The sequence below is a fragment of the Actomonas aquatica genome (assembly GCF_019679435.2).
GTDB classification, from domain to species: Bacteria; Verrucomicrobiota; Verrucomicrobiia; order Opitutales; family Opitutaceae; genus Actomonas; species Actomonas aquatica.
The window spans coordinates 1761286-1786433 of record NZ_CP139781.1; the positions used below are offsets into that span (position 1 = coordinate 1761286).

A 25148-nucleotide genomic window follows, 5' to 3' on the forward strand; every position below is an offset into this window, starting at 1 on the left:
TGGGATTAGCGGTTCGGAAGACGGAAACGGACGGTGGGTGCACCGGACTTATCAGACCGCTGCGGAGGAAGTTGGATCGCAACCGGCACCTGTTCAGCGCCGACGGAAAGGTCGATGGACTTGAGTGGTTCGGGACGACCCCGGACTTGCTCGAGAATCAGATCGAGCCGGGCGACCTGAGTGTAGAAATCCTCGCGCAGTCCGAAGATGATGCGCGGCACCTCCGAGGACTGCACCACGATCTGGCCGTCACGGGCCATCTCCCCGAGCGAGATGACATGCCAGGTGCGATAAAGCTCCGGCACGTTGCCGCGAGCAGTTGAAAGCAGATCCGCCACCCGATCCATACCATCAAGGGGTTCATAACCCCGCGTGGTGGCGCGCAGGCGCACGCCGGCCAACCACGGCAATTCGCCGGTGCTGGTGCGGTCGTAACCGTGGCCCTCAAAAATCACTCCATCCCGGCCGACCAGAAAATCCGTCATGCCGCTGCCCTCCATGCGGGCGCGCAGTCGCACCACCGGGGAGCGTTCCTCCAGATGGACCAGGAGTGTATTGGGAAATTTGCGACGCAGGTCGGCTTTCTTGACCTGGCGGTGCGCCTCCAGACGGGAACGCAGCGCCCACAGGTCCAGCTCCATCAAGCCGAGGGTCGGTTTGATATCGAGCACCTGCTCCACCCACTCGCTGGTGAGCACGCCATCGGTTTCGACCACGATGTGCTCCACCGGCTGCCCGCCACCTGCGGCGGTCAGTTTGGTGGGATCGTTTTGCATGGTCTGCCAAAACTGAAAACCCCCGTAGAGTAACAACGCGCCCAATGCCACGAGGCCGAGGTTGCGCACGTTGCGCAGGGTGAGGCGACGCCGGCCCACCCGGGACATGGCGCGGGGCGTGATCTCTTGGGGGATGTCGCGCCAATGGCGGGCGGACGGAGAAGCGGATTCGGGTTCGCTCATGGCTGGACGGCGGGGTCGCGCCGGGCGAGGAAGCGCTCTCGTGCGGGAGCCATGAGCTCGCGCACGAGGGCCGCGAAGTCATAACCCACGCACTGCGCGCCCATCGGCAGCAGGCTGGTTTCCTTCATGCCCGGCAGGGTGTTGATCTCAAGAAAGTGTAATGCGCCGTCCTCCGTCACCATAAAGTCGATACGGCCATAGTCGCGGCAGCCGCAAGCGGAGAATGCTTTTTCGGCGTGCGCCTGAGCCAGACTGGCCACCGCGGGATCCAATGGTGCCGGCGCGAGGTATTCGGTGAGTCCCTTGGTGTATTTGGCGGCGTAATCAAACACCCCGGATTTGGGCGCGATTTCCACCACTGGCAACGCGCGGCCATGGAGGATGCCCACGGTGATTTCGCGACCTGACACTCGGCGCTCGGCCAACCACTCGCCCGGGGTCAATTGGGTCAGCGCCGTCGCGATCTGGACTGCGGTCGCGCACAGGTGCAGTCCCACACTGCTGCCGCCGCATTGGGGTTTGATCACCACCGCTTCACCCAAGGTGGCGACAATCTCGTCGAGTGCCGGTGCCGCCGTCGCAGCAAACGTGATGCCGGGGATGGTCGGCACGCCCACGGCGGCCACCGTGCTTTTGGTGCGTTGTTTATCGAAAGTAAGCGCGCTGCTTTCCGCGTCGCAGCCGGCATAGATCACCCCCGCTTCATCCAGCAGCGTCTGCATGCCACCGTCTTCGCCGAAGGTGCCGTGCAGGGTCGAAAACACCACGTCGCGGTCCGGCCGCAGTCCGAGCGGCGCGGCGGCGGTTTTGACATCGATCAACCGGGTCGGCCAGGTCTGCGCGAGCGCGAGCGCGCTGGCCTTGCCCGAGCCGAGTGAGACCTCCCGCTCGGAGGAAATCCCGCCGCACAAAACCGCCACGTGAAACTGACCGCGCAGGTAACTCACAACACGTCCTCCCATTCGCTGCCGTAGAGCAGCACTTCCGGTTGCAACAGCACGCCCGCCTCCTGATGCACCTTGGTCCGCACCCGGCGCACCAACTCAATCACGTCGGCGCTGGTGGCATGGCCGCGATTGATGATGAAGTTGCCGTGAGTCGTGGACACCTCGGCGTCACCGATGCGCGTCCCTTTCAAACCGCAGACGTCGATCAGTCGACCAGCGCTGTCGCCTTCCGGGTTTTTGAAAATGCAACCCGCGCTCGGTTCGCGCGGCTGACTCTCCTGCCGCTTGCTGCGGTAAACATCGATCTTGCGCCCCACCGCATCGGCGCTCGCTCGCGTCACCGGCCGCAGCGTGGCCTGCACCGCGATGCAATTGGCCAACTCCCGACAGTGGCGGTAACCCGTGTGCAACTCCTCGCGCGGCAGGTTGATCACCTCGCCTTCGCTCGTCACCACATCTACCGACTCCACCACATCAAACATCCATCCCCCCATCGCACCGGCGTTCATGCGCAGCGCGCCGCCGACGTTGCCCGGGATGCCTTCCAAAAACTCAAAACCACTCAGGCCAGCCTTGGCCGCGAGGCCGCAGAGGTTCTTCAAACGCAGCCCGGCGCCCACGCGCACCCGCCCGTCCGCCAACTTCGTAAAGGTCTCCCACGCCGGTCGGCGCAAGGACACCACGATCGCATCCACCCCGGCATCCGGCACCAGCAGATTGGACCCGCGGCCCAACATGCGCACCGGCACCTCGGCCCGACGGGCGACCTGCACCACCGCGGCCAGATCCTCGGTGGATTCCGGTTCGACGTAAATACGGGCGGCGCCGCCGATCCGCATCGTCGTCTTTTTTGCCAACGGTTCCTCGCGCACGACTTTGGCGTCGGCGGAGAGGACTTCACGCAGGCTGTGAGCAATGCCATCCCATTCGCTTCGCCGCGCGGTTTCCTCGGCCAGCTCGGCCAACCACTCCCGCGCTCGCTTCTCGATATCCCCGGCGCCCACAAAAGCCACCACATCACCGGCCCGACGCGATTGTCGCAACAATTCCAATACGCCGGCTGCGTCGCCCGGCAGATAGTTTACCGGCAGCTCCGGCTCCGTCTGCACCAGCTCGGCATAAAGGTCCGCCGTCGTCCCACCCGGCAATGGTGCCTCGCCCGCGCCATAGACGTCGAGCAGGTGCAGCGCGTCCGCCTGCGCCAGCGCCGCCGCGAGCTGGACTTTAAATTGACGCGTGCGGCTGAAGCGGTGCGGCTGAAACACCACCACCAGACGCTGCCCTTCCGCCAAATCCTGACGCAGGCTGCCCAACAGGGCGCGAATCTCCGCCGGATGGTGCGCGTAGTCTTCGATTACGGTCAGATCAGCATCCGCCAACAGCACGGTCTGCCGACGCCGCACGCCACGATAGTCCGCGAACACCTCAGCGGCGGGCGTTTCCCCCATCAAGCTCATCGCACCGAGCGCCGCGGTGGCGTTGAGCGCGTTAAACTCGCCTCGCGCCCGTAGGGTCACGGTCAACTGCGGCAATTCGCCGCCGAGCTGAAGCTGTTGCTCCCCGGCTCCAGACTCCAAAGTTACCAGACGAAAATCGCCGTCGCGACCAAAGGTTTTGGCGGTCAATCCCGCCGGGGCCTGCGTCAACAGACGCTGCGTGAGCGCGCAACCTTCCCACCCGAGCACCGTCGTGCGCGTGCGCTGGAGCAGTCCGGCAAACGCAGCGACCAGATCCGTTTCGGCGGTGTAGTGATCCGCGTGATCCCAATCGAGATTCACCAGCACCGTGATCTCAGGGGCAAAGTGTTCGATGGTGCCGTCGCTCTCGTCGATCTCGGCGATCAGCCAATCCCCCGCCCCGACCGCCGCGGGCGGAAGCTCGTCATCGACCCAGAGTCCCCCCAGCACGTATCCGACCGGCACACCTTGAGCACGCAGCGCGGTCAGCAACAGCGCCGTGGTAGTCGTTTTGCCGTGCGAACCGCACACGGCCACCAGCCGATAGTTGCGGGCCAGCTCCGCCAGCAACTCACCGCGACGCACCACCGGAATCCCCTGCTCGGTTGCGGCCAAACAGGTAGGGTGGCTCGACGAAATAGCCGACGAGATGACCACCAAATCGACTTCGACCGGCAGCTCTCCCTCGTCGGTGAGCCGCACTCCGACACGATCCAGTTGCACGGCCATGGCCGGCGAAAGCGCGACATCTTCACCACTGACCGACCATCCACGACCCGCCAGAAACACGACAAGCGGACCCAGCCCCATGCCTCCGACTCCCACTGCGTGCACGCGGCGGACGGAACGGCCAAACAAGGTGGACTGCGTCGAATCGATCATGCGCGGGCGTAGCGGGGGAAAGGCGGACTCGTCTTGGTCCCGCCCGTGGCCAGTTTTTCGATATCGTCGAACATGAGCGGCAGCGTGCTCGCCCGGGCGATTAAAGTGATTTCGGAACGCATCGCGGTGAGACGCTCATCGTCCAGCACGAGACCCACCACCAACTCGGTGAGACTGCCGAGGCTGGTTTCCTCGACCACTAGACCGGCGCCATGGTTGGCAAACTCCTGCGCGTTGGCGGATTGATGATTGTCCGCCGCAAATGGATACGGCACCAGCACCGCCGGCACGCCCACCTCGATCAACTCGGCCAAAGTGCCCGCGCCGGAACGAGAAACCACCAGATCGGCCAACGACATCGCCGCAGCCATGTCATCACAGAACGGAATGGAGACGGTCGCAACCGCCTGGCCCTCAAGATCGGGAAACGTTTGGGTGCCGCCGTCACCTTTGCCCGGTCCGGTCACGATCAGCATCTGCACGCCGCGCTCCGCCAGCACCGGCGCGGCGGCGGACGCCCAGCGATTCAGTGCCTGCGCCCCCTGGCTACCACCGAGCAAAACGACCGTGCGGCGGTTGGGATCGAGGCCCCATTTCTCCGCCGCTTCGCCGCGCGGACGACGTTTGATCTCGTCGCGCACCGGCAACCCGGCGTGCCGCAGTTTGGCAATATCGGTATGCGGCAGCTTGATCCCGCGCGGCAAATACACCCGCCGGGCGAAACGCGCCAGCGCCCGCACGGCCCGGCCGGGCACGCGGTTCGACTCATGCAAAGCCACCGGCACCCGCAAGACCCACGCGGCCACGATCACCGCAGCAGTGGTGAAGCCGCCAAAGCCCATGACCAGGCGCGGCTTCTCGCGGCGAATCAGACCCCACGCATGCAGGAAACCTTTGGCTTGGGTGCTCACAAACCGCACCACCCCCGGCACCGTCAGCAACAACGGAGCCCCCGACACCGTGTCGAAACGACGCTGCGGATATTTCTCGGTGAGGGTCTGATCGATCCGTTTTTTGGATACGAGCAACAGGGAGCTGTAACCGCGACGTTCCATCTCCTCGGCCAACGCAATGCCGGGCGTGAGATGACCACCGGTGCCACCACAAGCGATGAGGAAGTCGCTCATGCCACCACCTCCTCGAGGTCGCGACTCCGATGCACGAAGTTGGGTTTCGCCCAGGTGCGCGCGCTGTTGACGATGATGCCCACCAGCAAGCCCATGAGGAGCAGATTGGACAGACCCGCGCTGATGAACGGCAGTGACATTCCTTTGGTCGGGAGCAGACCTGTCACCACGCCGAGGTTGATGATGGCTTGGAGGCTCACCAGGAGGATCGAGCCGGCCACCAACAAAAACTGAAAGAGGTTGGGCGCCCGCCGCAGGTGCAGCAGGCCAAAGAGGAAGATGATCGCGTAGGTGATCACGACCCCGAGCGTGAAGCGCAGGCCCATCTCTTCGCCCATCACGGCAAAGATAAAGTCCGTGTGCGCCTCGGGCAGGAAGTGGTTCTGCTGGCGACCCTGCCCGATGCCCGCGCCATTGATGCCACCGACGGCAAACGCAGCCAGCGATTGGTAGAGCTGGTAGGTGCCATCGAGCTTGTTGGCTTCGACATCGAGGAAGGCCGTGAAGCGGTGCAGACGATTGGGGTTGTTGATCACCAACGCCGCAAAGCCCGCGATCACCGCGCCGAGCGTCGGCAGAATGTAGAGCCAACGGGCGCCGGCGAGGAAGAGCATCAGCACGCCCACGGCCACGGCCAGCGCCGCGGTGCCGAAGTCGGGCTGCAACAGAATGAGGCCGGCGCAAAGTCCAATGATCGCGATGGGATACACATAACCGCGCCGGAACTCACCGATGCGCGTCTGATTGATGGCCAGATAGTGCGCGAGGCAGAACACCAGCGACAGCTTGGCGAATTCCGAGGGCTGCAGGCGGAAGGAACCCACGCCCAACCAACGGCGGCTGCCATTCACCGTCACGCCGATGCCGGGGATGGCGGTCAACACGAGGGCGCCGATCGTCGCGACACCGATGACCCACGCGAAGCGCCGCAGGTATTCGAGGTCCATGCGGCTAACGATCAGACAAAGCACAAAGGCGGCCGAGATACCGACCACCTGTTTCACGAGATAAAAGAAAGGCCAGGAGGACTTGCCGGCCGTTGCACTAAACAACACCGGCAAGCCGACAATGAGCAGTCCCAGCACACACAGCACGATCACCATGGCCGGGCTTTGGGCAAAGGACGGTGAGGATCGGCGAGGTGGCGTTTTCTTTTTCACGTGGCGAGTGAACACAGCGGTCGAAGCAGGAAGCGGAGGTGACGTTGGCGGGTTAGAATGTGGAGGGGCCCTCGTTGGATCCGCCGCCGATGGTGATCGTCTGGATGGGCGGCTCGTCCTCTTCGACCGGCGCGCGCTCGACATCGATCACCGGCACGTTGTCCAACGAGTCGTCGAGACCGGCGTCGAGATCGTCATCGGCGGAGTAGGTCGTGGCTGGCGACGTCGTGACGGTGTTGGTCGCCGGTCGGGTGGCGGGCACCGTGCCGGCGGGCGGCGTGCTGGTGGCATCCCAACCCGGAATGACCAACTCCTGACCCGCGCGGATGAGGGACGGATCACGGATCATGTTGGCAACGATCACGTCACCGACTTTCACCCCGTAGCGGCGGGCGATGACGGTGAGGCTCTCACCTGGCTTCACCACATGCTTGTAGGTGCCGGCGGGAACCGTGGCGGTGGAAGCCGGGGCGGTGGCCGTGGTGTTGGCGCTCACGGCGGGGCTGTTGGCAGCCGTCGTGGACTCGGGGATGGAGAGCGTGTCGCCCACGCGCACGAGATCGCTGCGCAGGTTGTTGAAGGCCTTGAGCTCGGCAACCGTCACGCCGTGTCGGCGAGCGATGCGACCGAGGGTGTCGCCGGATTGGATGGTGTAGGACTTGCTCGAGGTCTCATCGGCGGAAGCCGCAGTGGTGACGGGGGTCGGAGCCGGTTGCTGGCCGGGGATGACCAGCACCTGTCCCAGGCGCAGCATGGAGTCCGCCGGGATGCTGTTGGCGGCGGCGAGCTCACGCACGGTGATGTTATTGCGCTTGGCGAGGGTCCAAAGGTTGTCGCCGCGTTGCACCGTGTAGGTCTGGGCGGGCGCTACGCTCACCGGGGTGGCGGTCTCGGTCTGAATCGCCGTGGCCACGGTGGAGTTAGGGCGAGTCGGGCTGTAACGACCGGAACCACCAACGGACACGGCCGGCGCGTTGGGATCAAAGATCGGCGGCTCGGCACTGCCGGCGAGCGGCGGGTTGAGGTCGCGGTCGGAGAGCTCCGGGGCCGACGTGAAAGTCGGCGCGGCGGTCTGCTGCGCGGGCGGATTGTAGGCGGTGGTCGGCGTGTCCGCCGCCGGAGTCGCGGTGCGGGTGGAACGGCAACCGGGAATGGCAACGGCCAGCACCAAGACAGCCACGTGAGCGGCGATAACGGCTCCGAGTATGTTGAGAAGTTTCATGACGTTGGTCTGGGGATGATGATTAGAAATAGAGTCAGGCGGTGGTCGCGGACGGCAGGGCCTGGACGAGGGATTCGAATTGAAGACCGCGCTCGGTGTAACCGGTGAACGTGTCGAGGCTCGAGAAGCCCGGGCTCAGCAACACATGGTCCCCCGCTTGCGCGAGAGCGGCCGCGGCGTGCACCGCGTCGGCGAGATCGGTGCACACTTGATGCGGCACACCGGCCGCACCGAAGAAGGTAGCCAGAATATTGCGGGTTTCACCGATCAACAAGACTTGCTTCACGCGCGGAGCGATTCGTTGGACGAATCCCGCAACGTCGCCGCCTTTCGAGCGGCCGCCGGCGATCAGCACCACCGGCCCGCCAAAACGCAGCAACGCGGCTTCGGTGGCGTGGAAGTTGGTGGCCTTGGAATCGTTCCACCAAGTCACGCCGTTCCGCTCGCCGATCTGGGCGAGGCGGTGCGGGCCCACCTGGAAGGTGCGGGCGGCCGCATAGAGCAACGGTTCGCGCAGGCCGGCGGCGCGCCACCACGCGGCGGCAAGTAGGAAATTTTCGCGCTGCGGCTGGTCATCGAAGACGGTGCCGCTCAGCAGGATGTCGCCGGCCGGATCTTCGGTGTCGATCACCGCCGCTTCGGGCAGCGACTGACCGTAACGCTCGGCCGCGCGTTGCACGGAAGAACCCGCAAACACTTCGCCGCCGACGGCGCGCTCGAAGAGGTGCCACTTCGCTTCGAAGTAAACCTGCATGGAGCCATGCCGCTCGAGGTGATCCTCCGCGAAGTTGGTCCAGATCACCGCATCGGCGCGGAAATGACGCAGCATCTCGGCTTGGAAAGAGCTCACCTCACACACCGCGATGGAATTCGGCGCCCCACCCTCACGCTCGACGATGATGTCGCCGAAGGCCTTGCCGATGTTGCCGACAGCCCAGGCATCGATATCGGCTTCGTTGAGCGCGTAAGTCAGAAATTCGGTGAGCGTCGTTTTACCGTTGGTGCCGGTCACCGCCACCACCGAACCGCGCCAGAAGAGAGAAGCAAAATCGAGTTCGGCGAGGCAGACGATACCGGCCGAGCGCGCATCGACCACCCAGTTGTGGCTCGGGGTAAAGCCGGGGGAAACGATCACCAGTTGATGCTCGCCGGGACGAAACTCTGCGACCGTGCCTTCCCCGCCTTTTTGATCGTAGATCACCGCGGTGCCACCGAGGTGTCGCACCAGCCGGGCCGCCGCCTGTCCACTCACACCCGCGCCCAACACCGCGACCGGTGAGGCAAGCAAGGGAGCGAGAAAGGTGGGTGGATTAAGCATGGAAAAAATCAGCGCAGCTTGAGGGTGCCGAGGCCCGCCAGAGCACACATGAGCGAGAGTATCCAAAATCTCAGCACGACCTTGGTTTCAGGCCAGCCGGCTTTTTGGAAATGATGATGAATGGGCGCCATGCGGAAGAAACGTCGGCCTTCGCCATAGCGTTTCCGGGTGGCTTTGAAGTAGGTGACTTGGATGATGACCGACAGGGCTTCGGCTACGAACACACCACCGACCAGCACCAGCGTGATCGGTTGCTGCACCATGAAAGCAATCATGCCGATGAGTCCGCCGAGCGCGAGGGAGCCGGTGTCGCCCATGAAGACTTCGGCCGGATGGGAGTTATACCAGAGGAACGCCATGCCGGCGCCGACCAGTGCGCCGCAGATCACCGCCAGCTCCCCTACTCCCGGCACGTAGCCGATCAGAAGGTAGTCCGCGATGCGGGTGTTGCCGGCTGCGTAAGCCATGATGCCGTAAACCAGCGCGACCGTGATGGTGCAGCCGATCGCGAGTCCGTCCAAACCATCGGTCAGGTTGATCGCGTTGGAGAACCCGACCACCCAGAAGAACATCATCACGAAGAGCAGGATCGTGCCCGCGATGCCGAGAAACAGGAAAACCGGCTCTTTAAAGAATGGCAGCCACAGCTCCCGAATGTGACCGGCGCTGGTTTCGTTGGTGGCGAGTAACACCAGCGCGACGGCCGTGACGCTGGTTTGCCAAATGAGCTTCTCGCGCGAGGAGATACCGTCGCGGTTCTTCTTCACCGCCTTGAGGTAATCGTCGCGGAACCCGACCGCCGTGAGCGCGCCGTAAACGAAGAGCGAGGTCAGCACCCACACGTTGGGCGTCGCCCACATCAGCGTGCTCACCGCCACGGCGAAGAAAATCAAAAGACCGCCCATCGTCGGCGTGTTCTTTTTGTCGAAGCGCGCGGCCAGATCACCGGTGCGATCGTCGTCGTAGTGCTGGCCAAACTTGAGGCGCTTGAGCTGCGCGATGAGCCATGGACCAATCACGAAGCCAACCAAGGTCGCGGTGCCCGCAGCCAGCAAGGTGCGCAGCGTGATGTAACGCAGCACGCGCAGCGGGCCCCAGAGGTGTTCGTATTCAGCGAGGTAAGACAGCATGGCTCAGTGGGTCGACACGCTCGCGACGGAGCCGTTCATGATGGTTTCCAACCGGTATCGCCGGCTGCCTTTGACGAATACCGGACCTCGCCACGCGGCGACGCGTTCGGCCACACCGGTGAGGTCGGTGAGAATCTCGATCTGCGTCTCCCTCGCGCCACTCGCCAGCGCGCCGGCGCGGACTTCGGCGCTGCCCGTGCCGATCACCAGCACCTGGTCGCCGGCCTTGAGGCGCAGGTTGCGACCCAGCTCCTCGTGCTTCTGTGCGCATTCCTCGCCGAGCTCTTCCATGCCGCCGAGCACCAGCAGACGGGCATCATCGTTTACGGTGAGGTCGTCAAAGGTGCGCAGAGCGTCAGCCATCGAGGCCGGGTTGGCGTTGTAGCAATCGACGTAGAGCAGGCGGCCCTGCTCGCGCCGCACTTCGCCGCGCAAAGGCGCCGGGCCCCAGCCGTGCAGGCGTTCCCGAATGGTGTTGGCGGACACGCCCAGCCAGCGCGCCACACAGATCGCGAGCACCGCGTTTTGGGTCATGCCCTCACTGGTGCGGCGGAAAACATAAGTCTCGGGCCGCGCGTCGGCGGCGCTCTGCGCGACGGTGACCGCGGTCTCTTCGGCGCGCTGCGTGACGGTGTAAAACACGCGATCGTCGCCAGTCGTTTCCGGACGGATCACATCGGCACGCTCGACCGTGAGACGTCGCACCGGCAGGTGCCGGAACGCATCGCGGCGGGCGACGTCGGCCGGAAGGACCGCCACCCCATCCGGACGCACGGCGGCCGGCAGCACGGCCTTTTCGCGGGCCACTCCATCGATGCCGCCGAGGTCGCGGGTGTGCGCGTGATCCACCATGGTGATCACCGCCACGTCGGGCTCGATCATGCGTGCCAGCGGCGCCATTTCACCCGGCGCACTGATGCCGGCCTCGATGATGGCGAAACCGTGTTTTTCGGAATCGAGGCGCGTGAGCGTGAGCGGCACCCCGAGGTGATTGTTGAGATTGCCTTCGGTCGCCAGCGCCCGCTCGCCGAGCAAACGCGCCAGCAGGTCCTTGGTGGAGGTCTTTCCCGCGCTGCCGGAAATGCCCGCCACCGGACCGCGGAACGCACGGCGATGTTCGCGCGCGATGGTTTGGAACGCCTCCAGCGGGTTCTTCACCACCAACTGCGGCAGGCCGAGGTTGGGGTTGGCCTGCTTGACCAAGGCCGCGCCGGCGCCGGCTTCGGCGGCAGCGCCCAAAAAGTCGTGTCCGTCGCGCAGATCCGTGCGCAGCGCGACGAACATCTCGCCCGGTTTCACGCGCCGGGAATCGATCGCAAAGCCCGTCAGCGCACCCTCCGGCGCCACGGTCCAAGAACCGTGGGTCCAGTCGGCGAGTTGAGCGGGAGCGAATCGGGGCATGGCGCGGTGAAGAGGAACTAGGTGCGGGAAGAGATTTGTTTGATGCCGATGAGCTCACGCGCGACGAGGCGGTCGTCGAACGGCACGACGGTGTCAGCAAATTCCTGATACGGCTCGTGGCCCTTGCCCGCGATGAGCAGGCTGTCGCCCGGCTTGGCCATATCGAGCGCGAGGCTGATGGCGCGGCGGCGGTCATCGATCCACATGATTTTGCCGGGCTCGGTGACGCCCTGCTTCATGTCGGCGAAGATCTGGCTGAGCTCCTCGCGGCGCGGATTGTCAGCCGTGGCGATGGCGAAATCGGCATACTCCTGCACGGCCTGCATCATCATCGGACGCTTGGCGCGGTCGCGGTTTCCGCCGCAGCCGAACACGACGAGCAGACGGCCCGGCGTCACGGAACGCAGCATCTTGGCGGCGTTGCGCAGGGCGTCGTCGGTGTGGGCGTAGTCCACCAGCACGTTGAAGGACTGGCCTTCCTCGATGCGCTCCATGCGGCCGGGCACGCCCGGGAAGGTGTCGAGACGCGCGAGGAAATCAGCCGGGTTGCGGCCCACGCCGTAAGCCGTGGCGACGGCGGCGAGCACGTTGGAAAGGTTGTAATCACCGATGAGTGGCGAGGACATCTCGCGCTCCCCTTCCGGCCAGATGATGCGGAAGGTCGTGCCTTTGAAACCGTGCTGGACGTCGACCGCGCGGATGTCGGCAGCGGCGTTCTCGCCGAAGGTCACGCGCTTTTGATCCGGCGCGAGCAGGTCGAGGAGGCGCGCGCCGTAAGCGTCGTCGAGATTGATGACGGCGACCTCGGGACGGTTGCCGAGATCACCGGTGAAGAGGCGAGCCTTCACCGCGAAATAGTCCTCCATCGACTCGTGGTAATCGAGGTGGTCGCGGGTGAGGTTGGTGTAAACGGCGGCGTTGAGGCGCAGGCCGTCGACGCGGTGTTGGTCGATGCCGTGCGAGCTGACTTCCATGACCGCCTCGCGGCAGCCGGCGTCGCGCATCTGCGCGAGCATACCAAAGGTGTCGATCGCTTCCGGCGTCGTCTTGAAGGACGGCACGGTGCGGGCGCCGAGATCGTAGGCGATGGTGCCGAGCAGGCCGACCGGCTTCTGTCCGCCGAGCAGGTGACGGACGAGATGGGCGACGGTGGTTTTGCCGTTGGTGCCGGTGACGCCCACGACGTCGAGATCGGTGTCGGGCTCTTTGTTGTAGCGACGGGCGACCTTGGCCACGAGGGCACGCGGATCGGGCGTCTGCACAAAGGTGACCTTGGCCTGGGTCGTGCGCGGCATGACCGTGGAAATGATCGCCACGGCGCCGCGGGAAATCGCTTCGTCGATGTAGTGGGCACCGTCGGTGCGCAGACCCGGCAGCGCGAAGAAAGCGTTGCCCGGCATCACGCGGCGCGAGTCGATGGCGAGTCCGGAGATGGGGCGCGACAGCGAGCCCTTGACCGCGCTCACCTCATCTTCGCTGAGATAATCGGAGAGTTTGGGAGCCATTTTGAAGACACGGTTGCGGGCCATCGTCTCGCGACGAGTGCGGGTGGGAAGACGGCCGGAAAAGGCGTTAATGAGAGGATAGTCTTGAGTCAGGTAACCGATCACCGTCGGCCTCCTTGGATTGCGTAGCGCGGCGAGGTCCGGGTGGGCCCCGTCGCAGGTTGAATGTCGAGATAGGAAATGAGTCCGCGAGCAACGCGGGCAAAGGCGGGCACGGCCACTTGGGAGCCGTAGTTGATCATCCGGCGGGACGGATTGTAGGGGCTGCGAATGACGGCGTCGTCGACGATAACGGTCACCACCACGCGCGGATCGGACGCCGGGAAGAAACCGGAAAAACTGCCGATGTGGTGACGTTTTGAATACTTGCCATCGATGAGCTTCTGCGCGGTGCCGGTTTTGCCCGCGACCTCGTAGCCAGGGATCTCGGCCTTCTTGGCGGTGCCTTCGTCGGAGGCCACGCCCATGAGCATCTGCGCCATCTCCGCGGCGGTTTCGGGCGAGATCACGCGACGGCGCGCGCTGCGGTCGAAGCGGAAGATGGGTTCACCGTTCTCATCGAGAATGGCGCGCACGACCTGCGGTTTGAGCAGCTCGCCGCCGCTGGCGATGGTGGCCATGCCGTAGTGGATCTGCATCGGCGTGGCCGAGATGCTGTAACCGGCCGGAATGCGCGTGATCTCCACGGCGCTCCACTTGTCCGGATGATTGAGCAGGCCCGGGCTCTCGTAACCGAGCGGCAGGCCGGTCTTTTCGCCAAAGCCAAATTTGTGGGCCGTGTCGTAGAGACCTTGCTCACCGAGCAACATGCCGAGCTGAGCGGCGCCGATGTTGGAGGAATGGGAAATGATCTCGGCCACGCTCAGCGGATGCGTGTTGGCGTGATCGTCGGGGATGAAGCGACGCACGCGGCCCTTGTATTCGATGGAGTCGATCGAGCAGTTGAAGCGGGTGCCGGGGTTGACCAAGCCGGCTTCGAGCGCGCCGGAGGCGGCAACGATTTTGAAGGTCGAACCCGGGTCGAGTTGGTCGGTGATGGCGACGTTGCGCTGCTGGTCTTCTGTCGCGCTGCCGTAGTCGTTTAGGTTGTAGGTCGGGTAATTCGCGAGACCGAGGATGAAGCCGGTCTGCGCATCGCTCACGATGATGGAGGCCTTCTTCGGCTCGTAGGTCTGGGCGATGTAAGCGAGCTCGCTCTCGATGAGATGCTGGACGGCGGAATCGATGGAGAGTTGGACGTTGAGACCGTCCTCGGGCGGCACGTCACGCACGCGCAGGTGAGCCATCTCGCGGCGGCGGCCATCCTTCTCCGATTCCCACCAACCATCGTAGGCGCGCAGGTAGTCGTCGGCGTGGGCCTCGATGCCACCGAAGGGCACGTTCTCCTTGTTCACAAAACCAAGCACGTGAGCAGCGAGTTGCTTGCGCGGATAATAACGCTCGTAGCGGCGCTTGAAAGTGAGGCCGAGGGGCAGGCCTTTGTAGGCGCGCGGCACTTCGTTCAGCGCCTTGGTGCGGTCGCCGACGTTGATCGCCATGATGCGATCGAACACGCTTTCATCGACGCCATCGTGAAGCTTGCGCCAGCGCACCGGGATGGTGCGGCCGTCGGAGGTGTTGCGCTTTTCCGGCTGCCAGAACGCCTCCAGCTCGGCGTAGGGAATATCCAGAATGTCGGCCAGCTCGCGACGCTTCTGGCGCTCGATCGACTCGCGCTCGACGGCGCGGCCGGGATTGTTTTTGCCGATGTGCTCGAGGTATTCTGGCACATACCAAGCGTCGACCGCGAGTTGCACCAACGGACGCGAAGTGGCGAGCACGTCACCACGGGCGTCGAGGATGTCACCACGCCGACCGTGCTCGCGCTCCATGTCGTAGCGCGCCTGATCAACGTAGGTCACCAAGTGGGCTCGCTCCAGCACGTGCAGGCTCACCAGACGCGCGCCTACCGCGACGAAGCACAGGAGCACTCCGGTGGCGATGAGGACGAGACGGTAGCTGGACGCGAAACCTTTGGACATCTATGGCGGCTGGTCGACTAGCTGCGGTCGGCGAGCGTGAAACGAACCAGCCGGTTGTCGGCGGGGGTCGTCACATCGCGGGAGAAGATCTCGATGTTGCGCTTGGCGGCCAGGCGCTCCTCGGGCGATTCGTAGATGCGCACGATGCTATCCTCGACGGGCGGCACGAGACCGAGCGCCATCGCGGTGTTTTTGGCTTCGAGCACTTCCGGGGAAAGTTCGGCGGCGAGCAACGCAGTGGTCTCGTCGATGCGACGCTCAATGGCGGCGATCTGCGCCTCGGCGGTCTTGGTGGCCGCGGCGGAGGCGGAGATCTGGTGATTGGTCCACACAATGCCGAGCCCCACCGTGCCGTTCACTCCAATCATGAGGAGGACGTAGATGAGGAGTTTGTTAATGAAAGCGTGGGCGGTCGACGTGTTCATGGTGCGAGGTCGGAACAGAGGGTAAACGAGCTGGGTTCAGAGCTTACGCAGGCCGCGGAGTTTGGCGGAGCGGCTGCGGGGGTTGGTGGCGAGTTCGGCCTCGCCGGCGGTGATCGGTTTGCGAGTGAGAGGCTCGGCGAACTTGGCGCGCAGATCCTGGGGAGTGGAATCGTGCGCCCCGACGGGCTGGCCGCATTGGCGGCGGAAGAAGCGCTTCACGGGGCGATCTTCGAGGGAGTGAAAACTGATGACCGCGAGCACGCCGCCGGCGTTGAGACGCTCGAAGGCGGCGGGCAACGCGCGCTCGATCGCACCGATCTCGTCATTCACCGCGATGCGGATGCCTTGGAAGGTGCGGGTCGCCGGGTGGATCTTGCTCTGGCGGCGCTGGGCGGCCGGGATGGCGTCGGCAACGACCTCGGCCAGCGAGGCGGTGCGGGCGAGTTGACCGGAACCACGGGCGGCCATGAGGGCACGCACCACGCGGCGCCAGCTGTTCTCTTCCCCGAAGTCGCGCACGGCTTGGACGAGCATCTGCTCGGTGGCGGTCTCGAGCCATTGGGCGGCCGACACGCCACTGCGCGGATCCATGCGCATGTCGGCGGGAGCGTCGGCGCGGAAGGAGAAACCACGCTCGGCCTCGTCGAGTTGGAAGGAGGACACGCCCAGATCGAAGAGCGCACCGTCCAGCGAACCCGTCTCCGTCTCGGCGAGGCGACCGAAGTCCCGGTCGATGAGACGGAAGCGTTCGCCAAACTCGGCTTGGAGCGCGGCGGCCCGCGGTTGGGCGGCCGGATCACGATCGAAGGCCACGACCTCCACGGCCGGAGCGGCTTCGAGGATGGCCCGGGTGTGCCCTCCCCCGCCGAAGGTGCCGTCGAGGATGCGCGCACCGGCCCGCGGCGCGAGCAGTTCGAGCACCTCTTGCAGCAGGACGGGTTGATGGCCGGGAGTCATGACAGGGACAGGGCGTTCAGCTGTGATGACGGCCATGGCGGCTCCTCCAGAGGACAAGACGATCGACGGTCGAAGGCAGCGCCGAGGGCGAGGCCGCGACCAGCGGCGAGAAAAAGGTTTCCAACAAACGCCGACGGCGACGCAGGCATTCCTGGCGCCACGCCGCGAGTGCGGACGCCCCACGGCGGTCGGAGCCGGAACCAACCGGATCGGAGCGACGGGCGGGTTTCGGGAGATCGAAAGCAGTGACGGCCATGATCAGATCCCGAAGCGCCGCATCGTATTACCCTGCGTCGCAGGAGTCGATTTGGCCTGGATGGCAGCCCAGCGCTCTGAGCTGTAGATGTTGAACTTGTTCATGCCGCCCACGAGGACGACTTCGGCTTTGGGACCTTCGAGGTTAGCGTGGCTGAACAGCGACTCCATGAGCGCCAGACGACCGGCCCCATCAAATTTGAAGGCCTGTGTGCTCGCGAAGAAGGTCGAGATCTCGTCCTGCGCCTCGGTGTCGCCCAGCGGAACCTCGGCAAACTTGTCGTAGAGCTTATCCGCCTCGGCCGGCGGCAAAACGGTCACGTAGCCACCCGGATTCGGGATAGCGAGGAACTGATCCTCCTTCTCGAAATTCTTCCGCCAGGCAGACGGCACCGTGCAACGACCCTTGTCGTCGAGGGTGTGCCGGAACTGTCCGGTGAAGTAATTTTTACGAGGAGAAGACATCTATTTGCGACCGCCTAGCGCTACATTTCGCCCCATATCGCTACATTTTCTCCCCCAACTCAAGAAAATAGCCCCCCTCGCGCCCCAAAGTTATTCACACCTAATCCCCAACGCCCCCGCTCTACTGCCGGCCATTAGACGCTTTCCAAACGCCTGTTCCGGCCCGGCTTAAAACCAACCCGCGCGCGGCGGCGCCGAAGCCCATACCCGTTCTCGCCAAGCGTGGATGCACCCGCCAAGGTCCGCGGTTCGACCATGCAGACTCCGACCAATATTCAGCTCATCGGCACGGAAGTCGCCATCGTCTGGGACGACGGCGCCGAGACTTATTTCCAGTCCGAAATGCTCCGGGCGGCCTCGCCCAGCGCCGAAAACGTCGGGGAGCACGACATCCTCGGTAATCAATACGGCGGCGACGGGCCGACCGAATTCCCCGGGGTGACGGTCCAGGGTTGGGAAATTGTGGGCAACTACGCGGTGCGTTTCGACTTCAGCGACGGCCACCGCACGGGCCTCTTTACCTACGGTTACCTCCGCGACCTCGCCCGCAAAGGCGAGTGAGTCGGACCGACGGCCTTACTCGGCCACGCAGCGGGCGACGATGACGGTGACGTTGTCGCGGCCGGAGAGGCGGTTGGCCTGTTTGATCAATTCGGCGACGGTTTCGGGCAGCGTCCTTTCCTCCTCGGCCGCCGCCGCCAGAATGGTCGCGATCTCCGCGTCACTTACGCCATCGGTCAGGCCATCCGTGCACAGTAACAGGACATCACCGGGCACCAGATCGATGCGCGAGCAATCCGGCAACAGGCCCGGATCTCCGCCGCCGAGGCATTGGTCGATGACATGGCGGCTGGGGTGACGGCGCGCGTCGCTCTCCGACAAGTGCCCGGCCTGCCGCAGGCGCCCCACTGGCGAGTGGTCGACGCTCAGCTCCTCCAGCCAAGATTCACGCCAGCGGTAAATGCGACTGTCGCCCACTTGACCGAGCATCGCGGTGCCCCCTTCGACCCACACAAATGAAATCGTCGCGCCCATGCCGGCCCACTCCGGATTCGAGCGCGAGGCCCGCAGCACGGCGGTGTTGGCTTTGTCCAGCGCCTCCCGAGCCAGCGTCTCGTCCACCTTGCCGCGTGGTGCCGTCGCCAAGGTGCCTTGGGTTTCGGTCAGTGCGATCCGGCTCGCGACCTCGCCGGCATTGGCTCCGCCCAGGCCATCACACACCCCCAGCCACAAACCGGCCGAAAATTCGCCTGCGCCCGTCGCTTCGACCAAGGGTTCTTTCGCCAAATCAGCCAACGATCCCGCCCACCACGCGTCCTCATTGTTCTCCCGCCGCAGGCCCACGTCGGTGGCACCGGCAAACTGGAGTTTAAGCGTTGGCGACGAGGAATCGAACATGCGGCAAAGGACTAGGTGAAACCGCTCGTCCTGTCTGCGCAACGCTGCGCTACGCCTCTTTTTTACCCTCGCTTCGCACACCCGGCCCGTTCGACCCCAATTCAACCCGATTCAACCGGTGCTGGACGCATCCCGCTGGAGCCACCAAGCTCCTCGGTTCCATGTCCGCATTCCCAGAACGCACCACCCGTGAAGAGGTTGAGCTCGGCTCGACCCTGCAACCGAAGTTCGGCCCCGACGGCTTGATTCCCTGCATCACTCAGGATCACGCCACCGGCGAAGTGCTCATGTTTGCCTTCATGAATGCCGAATCGCTGCAGCTCACCCTCGACAGCGGCAAAGCCACCTACTGGAGCCGCTCCCGTTCCAAGCTCTGGATGAAGGGCGAGGAATCCGGCAACGTGCAACTCGTGCGCGAGGTCCGCACCGACTGCGACCAGGACGTGATCCTCATCAAGGTGGAACAATCCGGCCCGGCCAATGCGTCCTGCCACAATGGATACAAGAGCTGCTTCTACCGGAAGCTGGTCGACCCCAAGGCCAACGACTACGTGCTCGAGACCACCACCGAGCCCCTCTTCGACCCGAAGCAGGTTTATAAGAAGTAAGGCAAACGCGCCGCCGCGGCGTCACTGTAGCCGGGGTCGTTGACCCCGGTTTTTTATAGGTGGTGGCAAAGCGCGACCGGGGTCGGCGATCCCGGCTACTGCACGCAGATTCGCCGGTCGGGCTCAGGCGCCGGGCGCCAGACCGCGTTCGCTGGTGGCGGCAAACGACAGCACCGCGGCGATCTCGGCCGACTCGCTCTGCGGATGCGCGCGGAGTTTATCCAAGGCCTGGCTGCGGTTGAGCCCTTCGCGGAAGAGCACGCGGAACACCTGCTTCACCCGATCAAGTTGCTCGGAGGTGAAACCGCGGCGCTCGAGTCCGATCTTGTTGATCGCTCGGATCACCGCCGGCTGACCATCCGCGATCATGTAAGGCGCGATGTCCTGCACGATCTTGGCGTAAGCACTGATCATCGAGTGCGCGCCAATGCGACAGAACTGGTGCACCCCCGACATCGCACCAAAAACCACGTAGTCCTCGACGATACAGTGGCCGGCGATCCCGGTGTTGTTGCTCGCGATGATGTGGCTGCCGAGCACGCAGTCGTGCGCGACGTGGCCGTGGGCCAGCAGGACGTTGTCATCGCCGAGAATGGTGTGGGCCTCTGGATCCGTCGCCGCATGGATGGTGACGTATTCGCGGAACACATTGCGGGCGCCGATGCGCACGCCGGGGTTGCCGCCGTTAAACTTAAGGTCCTGCGTTTTCGCCCCAATGTTGGCGAAGGGGAACACCTCGCAGCCCGCGCCCAACACGGTGTTGCCTTCCACGCCAGCATGGTGATGCAGGCGGGTGCCGTCGCCGAGCGTGACGCCCGCGCCCACATAAGCCAGCGGACCGATCTCAACGTCGACGCCGAGCTCAGCGCCCGACTCGACCACCGCGGTAGGATGTATTTGCGTAGCCATGACGTCGGGCGGGTTAGCTTTCTTCGTCGACGATGGCGAACATGAGCTCCGCTCCGGACACCACCTGACCGTCGACCGAACAGGTGCACTCGGCTTGAGCCATCTTCGAGCCGCGCATCTTCACGATCTTGGCGTTGATGATGAGTTGGTCGCCCGGACGGACCGGACGGCGAAACTTCACCTTGTCGGCGCTCATGAAGAACGCGGTTTTGCCGCCCTCCCCGCCCTTGCGCAGCATGATGATGCCAGCGGCTTGGGCCATGGCTTCGAGTTGCAGCACGCCAGGCATGACCGGGTTGCCGGGGAAATGGCCGGTAAAGTAGGGCTCGTTGATCGTGACGTTTTTCACCGCCACCAGCGCGTCGTCGCCGATGAATTCGACGATGCGATCCACCATCACAAACGGATAGCGGTGCGGGATGGTGTCGAGGATGCGACGGATATCGAGGGAGGTCTCCGTCGGCGAAAGGGTCTTGGTGCGCTTCTTCTTTTTCTTGGCGCGGCCAGCCAGTTGCTCGGCCAGACCCTTGGTCAACTCGGCGTTGATGGCGTGACCCGGGCGGGTGGCGATGATGTGCGCCTTGATCGGCAGGCCCAGCAGGGTGATGTCGCCGATGATATCGAGCATCTTGTGCCGCACGAACTCGTCCTTAAAGCGGAGCGGGTCCTTCGACATGATCTTGTCGCCCTTGATGACGACGGCGCAGTCCAGTGAACCGCCCTTGATCTTGCCGAGTTTGAGCAGCTCCTCGATGTCCTCGTAGATCGTGAAGGTGCGGGAAGCGGCGATCTGGGTGATGTAGACGTCGGGATCGATATCCAGCGTGAGATGCTGGGTGTGGATACCGCGATCGTCGGCCGAGGTGCAGGTGATTTTAAAGCCGTCGTAAGGCAGCGCGATGATGGAAGAATTGCCGCGCGTGACGGAAACCGGCTCCTCCAACTCAAAATACTCCCGCGTCCCGTCCTGCTCGATCGGTTCACCCGAAAGGATCATGTCGACGAAGGGTTTGGCCGAACCATCCATGATAGGCGGCTCCGACGAATCCATTTCGATGATACAATTGTCGACGCCGCAGCCCGAGAGCGCGCTGAGCACGTGCTCGACGAGATTGATCTTGGTGTGGCCCTCCTGGATCGTGGTGTTGCGCACCAGGTCAGTCACCTGGGCAATACGGGGCTTGATCTCGGGTTGGCCGGAGAGGTCGATGCGTTTGAAGACGAGGCCGGAACCGGCAGGGGCAGGCTTGAGGGTAAGCTTGACGGGCTCCCCGGTGTGCAGGCCTTGACCGGTCACCGAAACCTCACGCGTGAGCGTGCGTTGTTTCATGGATTGGAGCGGACTCTCCACGGAAGCCCCACCCTAGGGCAAGTCCTGAGATGCGAGTCGCTAACGCAAGCGGCGGCGGCACCCTTGACAGGCCCGACCCCGCCCGGTTACGCACCACCCTTTTAAAACCTAAAAACCCACGCATTCTCCCATGCCCTCAGCCAACGACGTCCGCCGCGGCCAAGTTATTAATTACAACGGTGCGCCGCACCTGATCCTCGAGACCAACCACCGCACGCCGGGCAACCTGCGCGCCTTTGTCCAGATCAAGATGCGCAACCTCCTCTACGGCAAGTCGTCCGACCAGCGCTTCTCCTCCTCCGACAAGATGGAGGTGCTCATGACCGACCGCAAAACCCTCGAGTTCAGCTACGAGGACCGCGGCACCTTCGCGTTCATGGACCCGGAGACCTACGAGACGATCGAGCTGACCGAGGAACTCATCGGCGACGCCAAGAACTACCTCACCCCGAACGGACAGGTGGAAGTGCTCTACGTCGACGGCAAGCCGCTGACCATCGATCTGCCGACCTCCGTCGTGCTCGAAGTGACCGAGAGCGCCGAAGGCATCAAGGGCGACACCGCCAGCAACGTGCAGAAGCCCGCCACCCTCGAGACCGGCCTCGTGGTGCAGGTCCCGCTCTTCATCAAGGAAGGCGAGAAGCTCAAGATCAACACGGCCGACGGTTCCTACATGGGCCGCGCTTGAGCGCGATGCCGCGACGCTGTCGCCGCATCGAGTTTAAGAGATAAGTTTAAGTTTAAGGAGAGCCGGCCTGCGGGCCGGCTTTCTTGTTTTTCCTTCAACCTAAACTTCGGACTTAAACTCGCGGGGCGGATCCACCGCCACGCGTCATACGACCCGCGCCCAGAGCACCTTCAGGTATCGCTGGTCGGGAGCGTTTGAATACACCGGGTGATCGGCGCCTGGCCCGGTGCGTTCGATGAACTGCAGTCGACGGTTCTGGCGGTGCGCCGCTTTGGTCACCAACTCCTCGAACACTTCCGCCGCCAACAGACCCGAGCAAGAGCAGGTCACAAACACCCCACCCGGTTTCACCAGAGAAATGGCGAGTCCGTTGAGGTCTTCGTATTTGCGCCGCCCTTCGGCCGCGCCCGCCGGATCGCGCGTGAGGATGAACTTGGGCGGATCGCACACCACGACGTCGTAGGTCTCCCCGTTCGTCTGCATCTGCCGCGCGTAGGCGAAAGCGTCGGCGTGCACATATTTGATGCGGGCTTGGTTGAGGTTGGCATTCCGCTTGGCCTGCGCGATGGCGGCTTCGTCGAGGTCGACGGCGGTCACGTCTTCCGCGCCGCCGGAGACCTTGGCGTTGAGCGAGAACCCCGAGGTGTAGCAGCACAGGTCCAGCACCCGGGCACCCGATGTGAACTGCGCGAGTAGACGGCGGTTTTCACGTTGGTCGCAGAAGAACCCCGTTTTGTGGCCTTCGCTGAAGTCGACCTCGTAGCGCACGCCGTGTTCGGTGATCTTCACTTTGCGCGGCGCGGCGGCATTGGTCTCGTTGAAGGTCGAGGGTTTGATGCCTTCGAGACTGCCGAGGTCGTGATCGACCTGCACCCGGGCGTAACGCGTCCCGGCAAGCTCATGTAGTATCGGCAACCACTGCGGCAGGCGCTGGGCGATGCCCAGGCTCATCACCTCGCAGAGCAGCGTGTCACCATAGCGGTCGACCGTCAGGCCGCTGAGACCATCACCATCCGAGTTGATCAAGCGGTAGGCGTCGGTGGTCGCATCGAGTTTGAGGATGTCACGCCGCAGCTCGACCGCGCGCCGCAAGGCTTCGTCGAAATACGCCGTCTCGTCGCGGCCCTCAGCACCGTGCCGCACCACGCGCAGCGGTATCTTGGCCCGCGGATTGTAGAGCCCGGAGCCGCACACCTTGCCGGCCTTGTCGTAAACCGTGACCCAGTCGCCTGGCTTCGCGCCCGGCGAAACCTTGCCCAGCATGCGCGGAAAAATTGCGGGCTGAAAGGTGAAGAACTTGAGCTGCGCCCACGGCGTGGGCCGATCAGCAGGATCGACAGCAACGGAAACAGGCGCGGTGGAATCTGGGTCGGACATCGGAAACAGGAATGCGGTGACGGCGTAAACCGGAGTGCAAGCAAAAGGCCGGCGCCACGGCGCCGGCCTTGCAAAAACAAGCGGTGAAAGGACCCGCGACGACTTAAGCGACGCGCTCCACCACCAGCGGCGGCGGGGTCGGACGCTTCGGGGCGAGGCGGTAGGCGCTCTTGAAGTATTCGAGGGCCTGCTCGAGTTTCGCTTCGTCGTTGTAGTGGATCATCATGAGCGGCTCACCCTGTTTGACCTGGGTGCCGACCTTCTTGATCTCGGAGACGCCGACCGCGTAATCGATCTTGGCCTTCGGGCCGATCTTGCCAGCGCCGAGGAGGTGCACGCCGCGGGCAATCATGGCCGCGTTGATGGTGTGCACGTAACCACGCTTCGGGGCGGGCAGCTTGCGAATGTGCTTCGCCTCCGGGAACTTGCTCGGATCGTCGATGAAGGAAGTGTCACCGCCCTGGGCACCCACGAGATCCTTGAGCTTCTCGAGTGCGGAACCATCGGTGAGGTGACGCTGCACGGTCTGCTTGGCCGACAGGGTCGAACCTGCGACGCCGGCGAGACGCACGATCTCCATGCCCAGCTTGAGCACGAGCTCCTGCAGATCCTCGGGACCTTCGCCCTTGAGCAACTGGATGGCTTCCTTGAGCTCGAGCCCCGTGCCGACGGTGTCACCGAGCGGCTGGTTCATGTCGGTGACGAGCGCGACGCAGCGACGCTTCATCGAGCGACCCACGCGAGTCATGGAACGGGCAAGCTGCTTGGCCTGCTCGAGATCCTTGATGAAGGAGCCGTTGCCCCACTTCACATCGATGACGAGACCCTCGGAACCCTCGGCAAGCTTCTTGGAGAGAACGGAACCCGTGATGAGAGGCAGGCTCGGGATCGTGCCCGTCGACTTGCGCATGTCGTGGAACTTGGCGTCAGCCGGAGCGAGATCCTTGTCCTGCTTAACGATAGCGCCACCGATCTTGCCGAGTTGCTTCACGAACTCGTCGATCGAAAGCTCCGGCTTGAAGCCCGGAACCGCGCCCAGCTTGGTGAGGGTGTTGATGATGTAATCGTGCTCATTGCCGCACATCATGGGAACCACCACCCCCGCCGCCATGGCGAGCGGCACCAGCACGAGGGACGTCTTGTCGCCCACGCCACCGGTGGAATACTTGTCGATCTTCGGCTTCGCAATGTGCGAGAGGTCGATCACCTCGCCGGAAAGCATCATTTCCTCGGTCAGCTCCGCGGTCTCTTGCGCGGACATCTGCTGGAAATAGATCGCCATCAACAGCGCCGCGAGCTGATGCTCGGGCAGATCCCCATCAAGGGTGCTATCAATGATATAGCGGATTTCTTCCTGGGTGAATTCGCCGCCGTCGCGCTTCTTTTCGATAAGGAATTCGAAGGTCGGCTTGATGAACCTGCGTGGAGGCAGAGTGCGTTTCGTCATGTGTGATGGTGTGTGACTCGTAAAGACCTGTCTGGCCGTAAACCGACGAGGTTAGACAAAAAAAACCTAGGTTGTCGAGTCAAAATTACGGCTGCTAATAGCCATTCATAGTGCCTTTCACCCTCCCCTGCAGTTACTT

Annotated in this window: 23 protein-coding genes; 3 read left to right on the plus strand and 20 right to left on the minus strand. The window is 63.8% G+C overall.

What is annotated here, in order from left to right; genetic code table 11:
- Positions 1-5: 5 nt before the first annotated feature.
- From K1X11_RS06740 to K1X11_RS06810, 15 genes are all read right to left on the minus strand, one after another.
- Positions 6-959 carry a cell division protein FtsQ/DivIB gene (locus tag K1X11_RS06740; protein ID WP_221030971.1) on the minus strand — a complete coding sequence of 318 codons (954 nt, stop codon included), beginning with the start codon at positions 957-959 and terminating at the stop codon, positions 6-8.
- Positions 956-1906, minus strand: coding sequence for a D-alanine--D-alanine ligase family protein (locus K1X11_RS06745; RefSeq protein WP_324726131.1), 951 nt, complete (start codon positions 1904-1906; stop codon positions 956-958). The genes K1X11_RS06740 and K1X11_RS06745 overlap by 4 nt, the downstream gene beginning before the upstream one ends.
- On the minus strand, positions 1903-4245 hold the full coding sequence (gene murB / locus K1X11_RS06750) for a UDP-N-acetylmuramate dehydrogenase (protein ID WP_221030973.1): 2343 nt from the start codon (positions 4243-4245) through the stop codon (positions 1903-1905). The genes K1X11_RS06745 and murB overlap by 4 nt, the downstream gene beginning before the upstream one ends.
- On the minus strand, positions 4242-5372 hold the full coding sequence (locus tag K1X11_RS06755) for a UDP-N-acetylglucosamine--N-acetylmuramyl-(pentapeptide) pyrophosphoryl-undecaprenol N-acetylglucosamine transferase (protein WP_221030974.1): 1131 nt from the start codon (positions 5370-5372) through the stop codon (positions 4242-4244). The genes murB and K1X11_RS06755 overlap by 4 nt, the downstream gene beginning before the upstream one ends.
- The gene (locus K1X11_RS06760; protein WP_324726132.1) at positions 5369-6532 is read right to left on the minus strand and encodes an FtsW/RodA/SpoVE family cell cycle protein; all 1164 of its coding nucleotides are present in this window, start codon (positions 6530-6532) and stop codon (positions 5369-5371) included. Before K1X11_RS06760 ends, K1X11_RS06755 begins: the two co-directional genes overlap by 4 nt.
- Before the next feature lie 52 nt (positions 6533-6584).
- Positions 6585-7754 carry a LysM peptidoglycan-binding domain-containing protein gene (locus tag K1X11_RS06765; protein WP_221030975.1) on the minus strand — a complete coding sequence of 390 codons (1170 nt, stop codon included), beginning with the start codon at positions 7752-7754 and terminating at the stop codon, positions 6585-6587.
- A gap of 34 nt (positions 7755-7788) precedes the next feature.
- Positions 7789-9072 carry a UDP-N-acetylmuramoyl-L-alanine--D-glutamate ligase gene (gene murD / locus K1X11_RS06770; protein WP_221030976.1) on the minus strand — a complete coding sequence of 428 codons (1284 nt, stop codon included), beginning with the start codon at positions 9070-9072 and terminating at the stop codon, positions 7789-7791.
- Between the two features lie 8 nt (positions 9073-9080).
- Positions 9081-10202, minus strand: coding sequence for a phospho-N-acetylmuramoyl-pentapeptide-transferase (mraY, locus tag K1X11_RS06775; RefSeq protein ID WP_221030977.1), 1122 nt, complete (start codon positions 10200-10202; stop codon positions 9081-9083).
- A 3-nt stretch (positions 10203-10205) separates the two neighbouring features.
- Positions 10206-11603, minus strand: coding sequence for a UDP-N-acetylmuramoyl-tripeptide--D-alanyl-D-alanine ligase (locus K1X11_RS06780; protein ID WP_221030978.1), 1398 nt, complete (start codon positions 11601-11603; stop codon positions 10206-10208).
- Between the two features lie 17 nt (positions 11604-11620).
- Positions 11621-13108: a UDP-N-acetylmuramoyl-L-alanyl-D-glutamate--2,6-diaminopimelate ligase gene (locus K1X11_RS06785; RefSeq protein ID WP_225919421.1), complete on the minus strand. Its 1488-nt coding sequence runs from the start codon at positions 13106-13108 to the stop codon at positions 11621-11623.
- A gap of 101 nt (positions 13109-13209) precedes the next feature.
- Positions 13210-15129: a peptidoglycan D,D-transpeptidase FtsI family protein gene (locus K1X11_RS06790; RefSeq protein WP_221030980.1), complete on the minus strand. Its 1920-nt coding sequence runs from the start codon at positions 15127-15129 to the stop codon at positions 13210-13212.
- A gap of 17 nt (positions 15130-15146) precedes the next feature.
- Positions 15147-15554 (minus strand): hypothetical protein, encoded by a 408-nt coding sequence (locus tag K1X11_RS06795; protein ID WP_221030981.1) that lies wholly within the window; start codon positions 15552-15554, stop codon positions 15147-15149.
- Positions 15555-15590: 36 nt separating this feature from the next.
- The gene (rsmH, locus tag K1X11_RS06800; RefSeq protein WP_221030982.1) at positions 15591-16511 is read right to left on the minus strand and encodes a 16S rRNA (cytosine(1402)-N(4))-methyltransferase RsmH; all 921 of its coding nucleotides are present in this window, start codon (positions 16509-16511) and stop codon (positions 15591-15593) included.
- A 16-nt stretch (positions 16512-16527) separates the two neighbouring features.
- On the minus strand, positions 16528-16767 hold the full coding sequence (locus tag K1X11_RS06805; RefSeq protein WP_221030983.1) for a hypothetical protein: 240 nt from the start codon (positions 16765-16767) through the stop codon (positions 16528-16530).
- A gap of 2 nt (positions 16768-16769) precedes the next feature.
- Positions 16770-17231 carry a division/cell wall cluster transcriptional repressor MraZ gene (locus K1X11_RS06810; RefSeq protein ID WP_221030984.1) on the minus strand — a complete coding sequence of 154 codons (462 nt, stop codon included), beginning with the start codon at positions 17229-17231 and terminating at the stop codon, positions 16770-16772.
- Between the two features lie 255 nt (positions 17232-17486).
- Between K1X11_RS06810 and K1X11_RS06815 the strand changes: the two genes are divergently transcribed.
- A complete protein-coding gene (locus K1X11_RS06815) occupies positions 17487-17792 on the plus strand; it encodes a gamma-butyrobetaine hydroxylase-like domain-containing protein (RefSeq protein ID WP_221031115.1) in 306 nt (101 codons plus the stop codon).
- Positions 17793-17807: 15 nt separating this feature from the next.
- Here K1X11_RS06815 and K1X11_RS06820 read toward each other — a convergent pair whose 3' ends face one another.
- Positions 17808-18629: a PP2C family protein-serine/threonine phosphatase gene (locus tag K1X11_RS06820; protein WP_221030985.1), complete on the minus strand. Its 822-nt coding sequence runs from the start codon at positions 18627-18629 to the stop codon at positions 17808-17810.
- 161 nt (positions 18630-18790) lie between these two features.
- Here K1X11_RS06820 and hisI point away from each other — a divergent pair, with 161 nt between their 5' ends.
- Positions 18791-19237 carry a phosphoribosyl-AMP cyclohydrolase gene (hisI, locus tag K1X11_RS06825; protein WP_221030986.1) on the plus strand — a complete coding sequence of 149 codons (447 nt, stop codon included), beginning with the start codon at positions 18791-18793 and terminating at the stop codon, positions 19235-19237.
- 123 nt (positions 19238-19360) lie between these two features.
- On the opposite strand, the gene lpxA is transcribed toward hisI, so the two are convergent.
- Together lpxA and K1X11_RS06835 are read right to left on the minus strand one after the other, a co-directional pair.
- Positions 19361-20146: an acyl-ACP--UDP-N-acetylglucosamine O-acyltransferase gene (gene lpxA, locus K1X11_RS06830; protein ID WP_221030987.1), complete on the minus strand. Its 786-nt coding sequence runs from the start codon at positions 20144-20146 to the stop codon at positions 19361-19363.
- Positions 20147-20159: 13 nt separating this feature from the next.
- The gene (locus K1X11_RS06835) at positions 20160-21476 is read right to left on the minus strand and encodes a bifunctional UDP-3-O-[3-hydroxymyristoyl] N-acetylglucosamine deacetylase/3-hydroxyacyl-ACP dehydratase (protein ID WP_221030988.1); all 1317 of its coding nucleotides are present in this window, start codon (positions 21474-21476) and stop codon (positions 20160-20162) included.
- A 151-nt stretch (positions 21477-21627) separates the two neighbouring features.
- On the opposite strand from K1X11_RS06835, the gene efp reads away from it, so the two are divergent.
- On the plus strand, positions 21628-22185 hold the full coding sequence (gene efp / locus K1X11_RS06840) for an elongation factor P (protein WP_221030989.1): 558 nt from the start codon (positions 21628-21630) through the stop codon (positions 22183-22185).
- 144 nt (positions 22186-22329) lie between these two features.
- On the opposite strand, the gene K1X11_RS06845 is transcribed toward efp, so the two are convergent.
- Positions 22330-23562 (minus strand): class I SAM-dependent rRNA methyltransferase, encoded by a 1233-nt coding sequence (locus tag K1X11_RS06845; protein WP_221030990.1) that lies wholly within the window; start codon positions 23560-23562, stop codon positions 22330-22332.
- 103 nt (positions 23563-23665) lie between these two features.
- On the minus strand, positions 23666-25009 hold the full coding sequence (locus K1X11_RS06850; protein WP_221030991.1) for a thymidine phosphorylase: 1344 nt from the start codon (positions 25007-25009) through the stop codon (positions 23666-23668).
- Between the last annotated feature and the right edge of the window lie 139 nt (positions 25010-25148).

Coding starts and splice junctions, on each gene's coding strand:
- K1X11_RS06740 (WP_221030971.1), bottom strand. CDS start 959: ATGAGCGAACCCGAATCCGCTTCTCCGTCCGCCCGCCATTGGCGCGAC.
- murB (WP_221030973.1), bottom strand. CDS start 4,245: ATGATCGATTCGACGCAGTCCACCTTGTTTGGCCGTTCCGTCCGCCGC.
- K1X11_RS06755 (WP_221030974.1), bottom strand. CDS start 5,372: ATGAGCGACTTCCTCATCGCTTGTGGTGGCACCGGTGGTCATCTCACG.
- K1X11_RS06765 (WP_221030975.1), bottom strand. CDS start 7,754: ATGAAACTTCTCAACATACTCGGAGCCGTTATCGCCGCTCACGTGGCT.
- murD (WP_221030976.1), bottom strand. CDS start 9,072: ATGCTTAATCCACCCACCTTTCTCGCTCCCTTGCTTGCCTCACCGGTC.
- mraY (WP_221030977.1), bottom strand. CDS start 10,202: ATGCTGTCTTACCTCGCTGAATACGAACACCTCTGGGGCCCGCTGCGC.
- K1X11_RS06780 (WP_221030978.1), bottom strand. CDS start 11,603: ATGCCCCGATTCGCTCCCGCTCAACTCGCCGACTGGACCCACGGTTCT.
- K1X11_RS06785 (WP_225919421.1), bottom strand. CDS start 13,108: ATGGCTCCCAAACTCTCCGATTATCTCAGCGAAGATGAGGTGAGCGCG.
- K1X11_RS06790 (WP_221030980.1), bottom strand. CDS start 15,129: ATGTCCAAAGGTTTCGCGTCCAGCTACCGTCTCGTCCTCATCGCCACC.
- K1X11_RS06795 (WP_221030981.1), bottom strand. CDS start 15,554: ATGAACACGTCGACCGCCCACGCTTTCATTAACAAACTCCTCATCTAC.
- rsmH (WP_221030982.1), bottom strand. CDS start 16,511: ATGACTCCCGGCCATCAACCCGTCCTGCTGCAAGAGGTGCTCGAACTG.
- K1X11_RS06805 (WP_221030983.1), bottom strand. CDS start 16,767: ATGGCCGTCACTGCTTTCGATCTCCCGAAACCCGCCCGTCGCTCCGAT.
- K1X11_RS06810 (WP_221030984.1), bottom strand. CDS start 17,231: ATGTCTTCTCCTCGTAAAAATTACTTCACCGGACAGTTCCGGCACACC.
- K1X11_RS06815 (WP_221031115.1), top strand. CDS start 17,487: ATGCAGACTCCGACCAATATTCAGCTCATCGGCACGGAAGTCGCCATC.
- K1X11_RS06820 (WP_221030985.1), bottom strand. CDS start 18,629: ATGTTCGATTCCTCGTCGCCAACGCTTAAACTCCAGTTTGCCGGTGCC.
- hisI (WP_221030986.1), top strand. CDS start 18,791: ATGTCCGCATTCCCAGAACGCACCACCCGTGAAGAGGTTGAGCTCGGC.
- lpxA (WP_221030987.1), bottom strand. CDS start 20,146: ATGGCTACGCAAATACATCCTACCGCGGTGGTCGAGTCGGGCGCTGAG.
- K1X11_RS06835 (WP_221030988.1), bottom strand. CDS start 21,476: ATGAAACAACGCACGCTCACGCGTGAGGTTTCGGTGACCGGTCAAGGC.
- efp (WP_221030989.1), top strand. CDS start 21,628: ATGCCCTCAGCCAACGACGTCCGCCGCGGCCAAGTTATTAATTACAAC.
- K1X11_RS06845 (WP_221030990.1), bottom strand. CDS start 23,562: ATGTCCGACCCAGATTCCACCGCGCCTGTTTCCGTTGCTGTCGATCCT.
- K1X11_RS06850 (WP_221030991.1), bottom strand. CDS start 25,009: ATGACGAAACGCACTCTGCCTCCACGCAGGTTCATCAAGCCGACCTTC.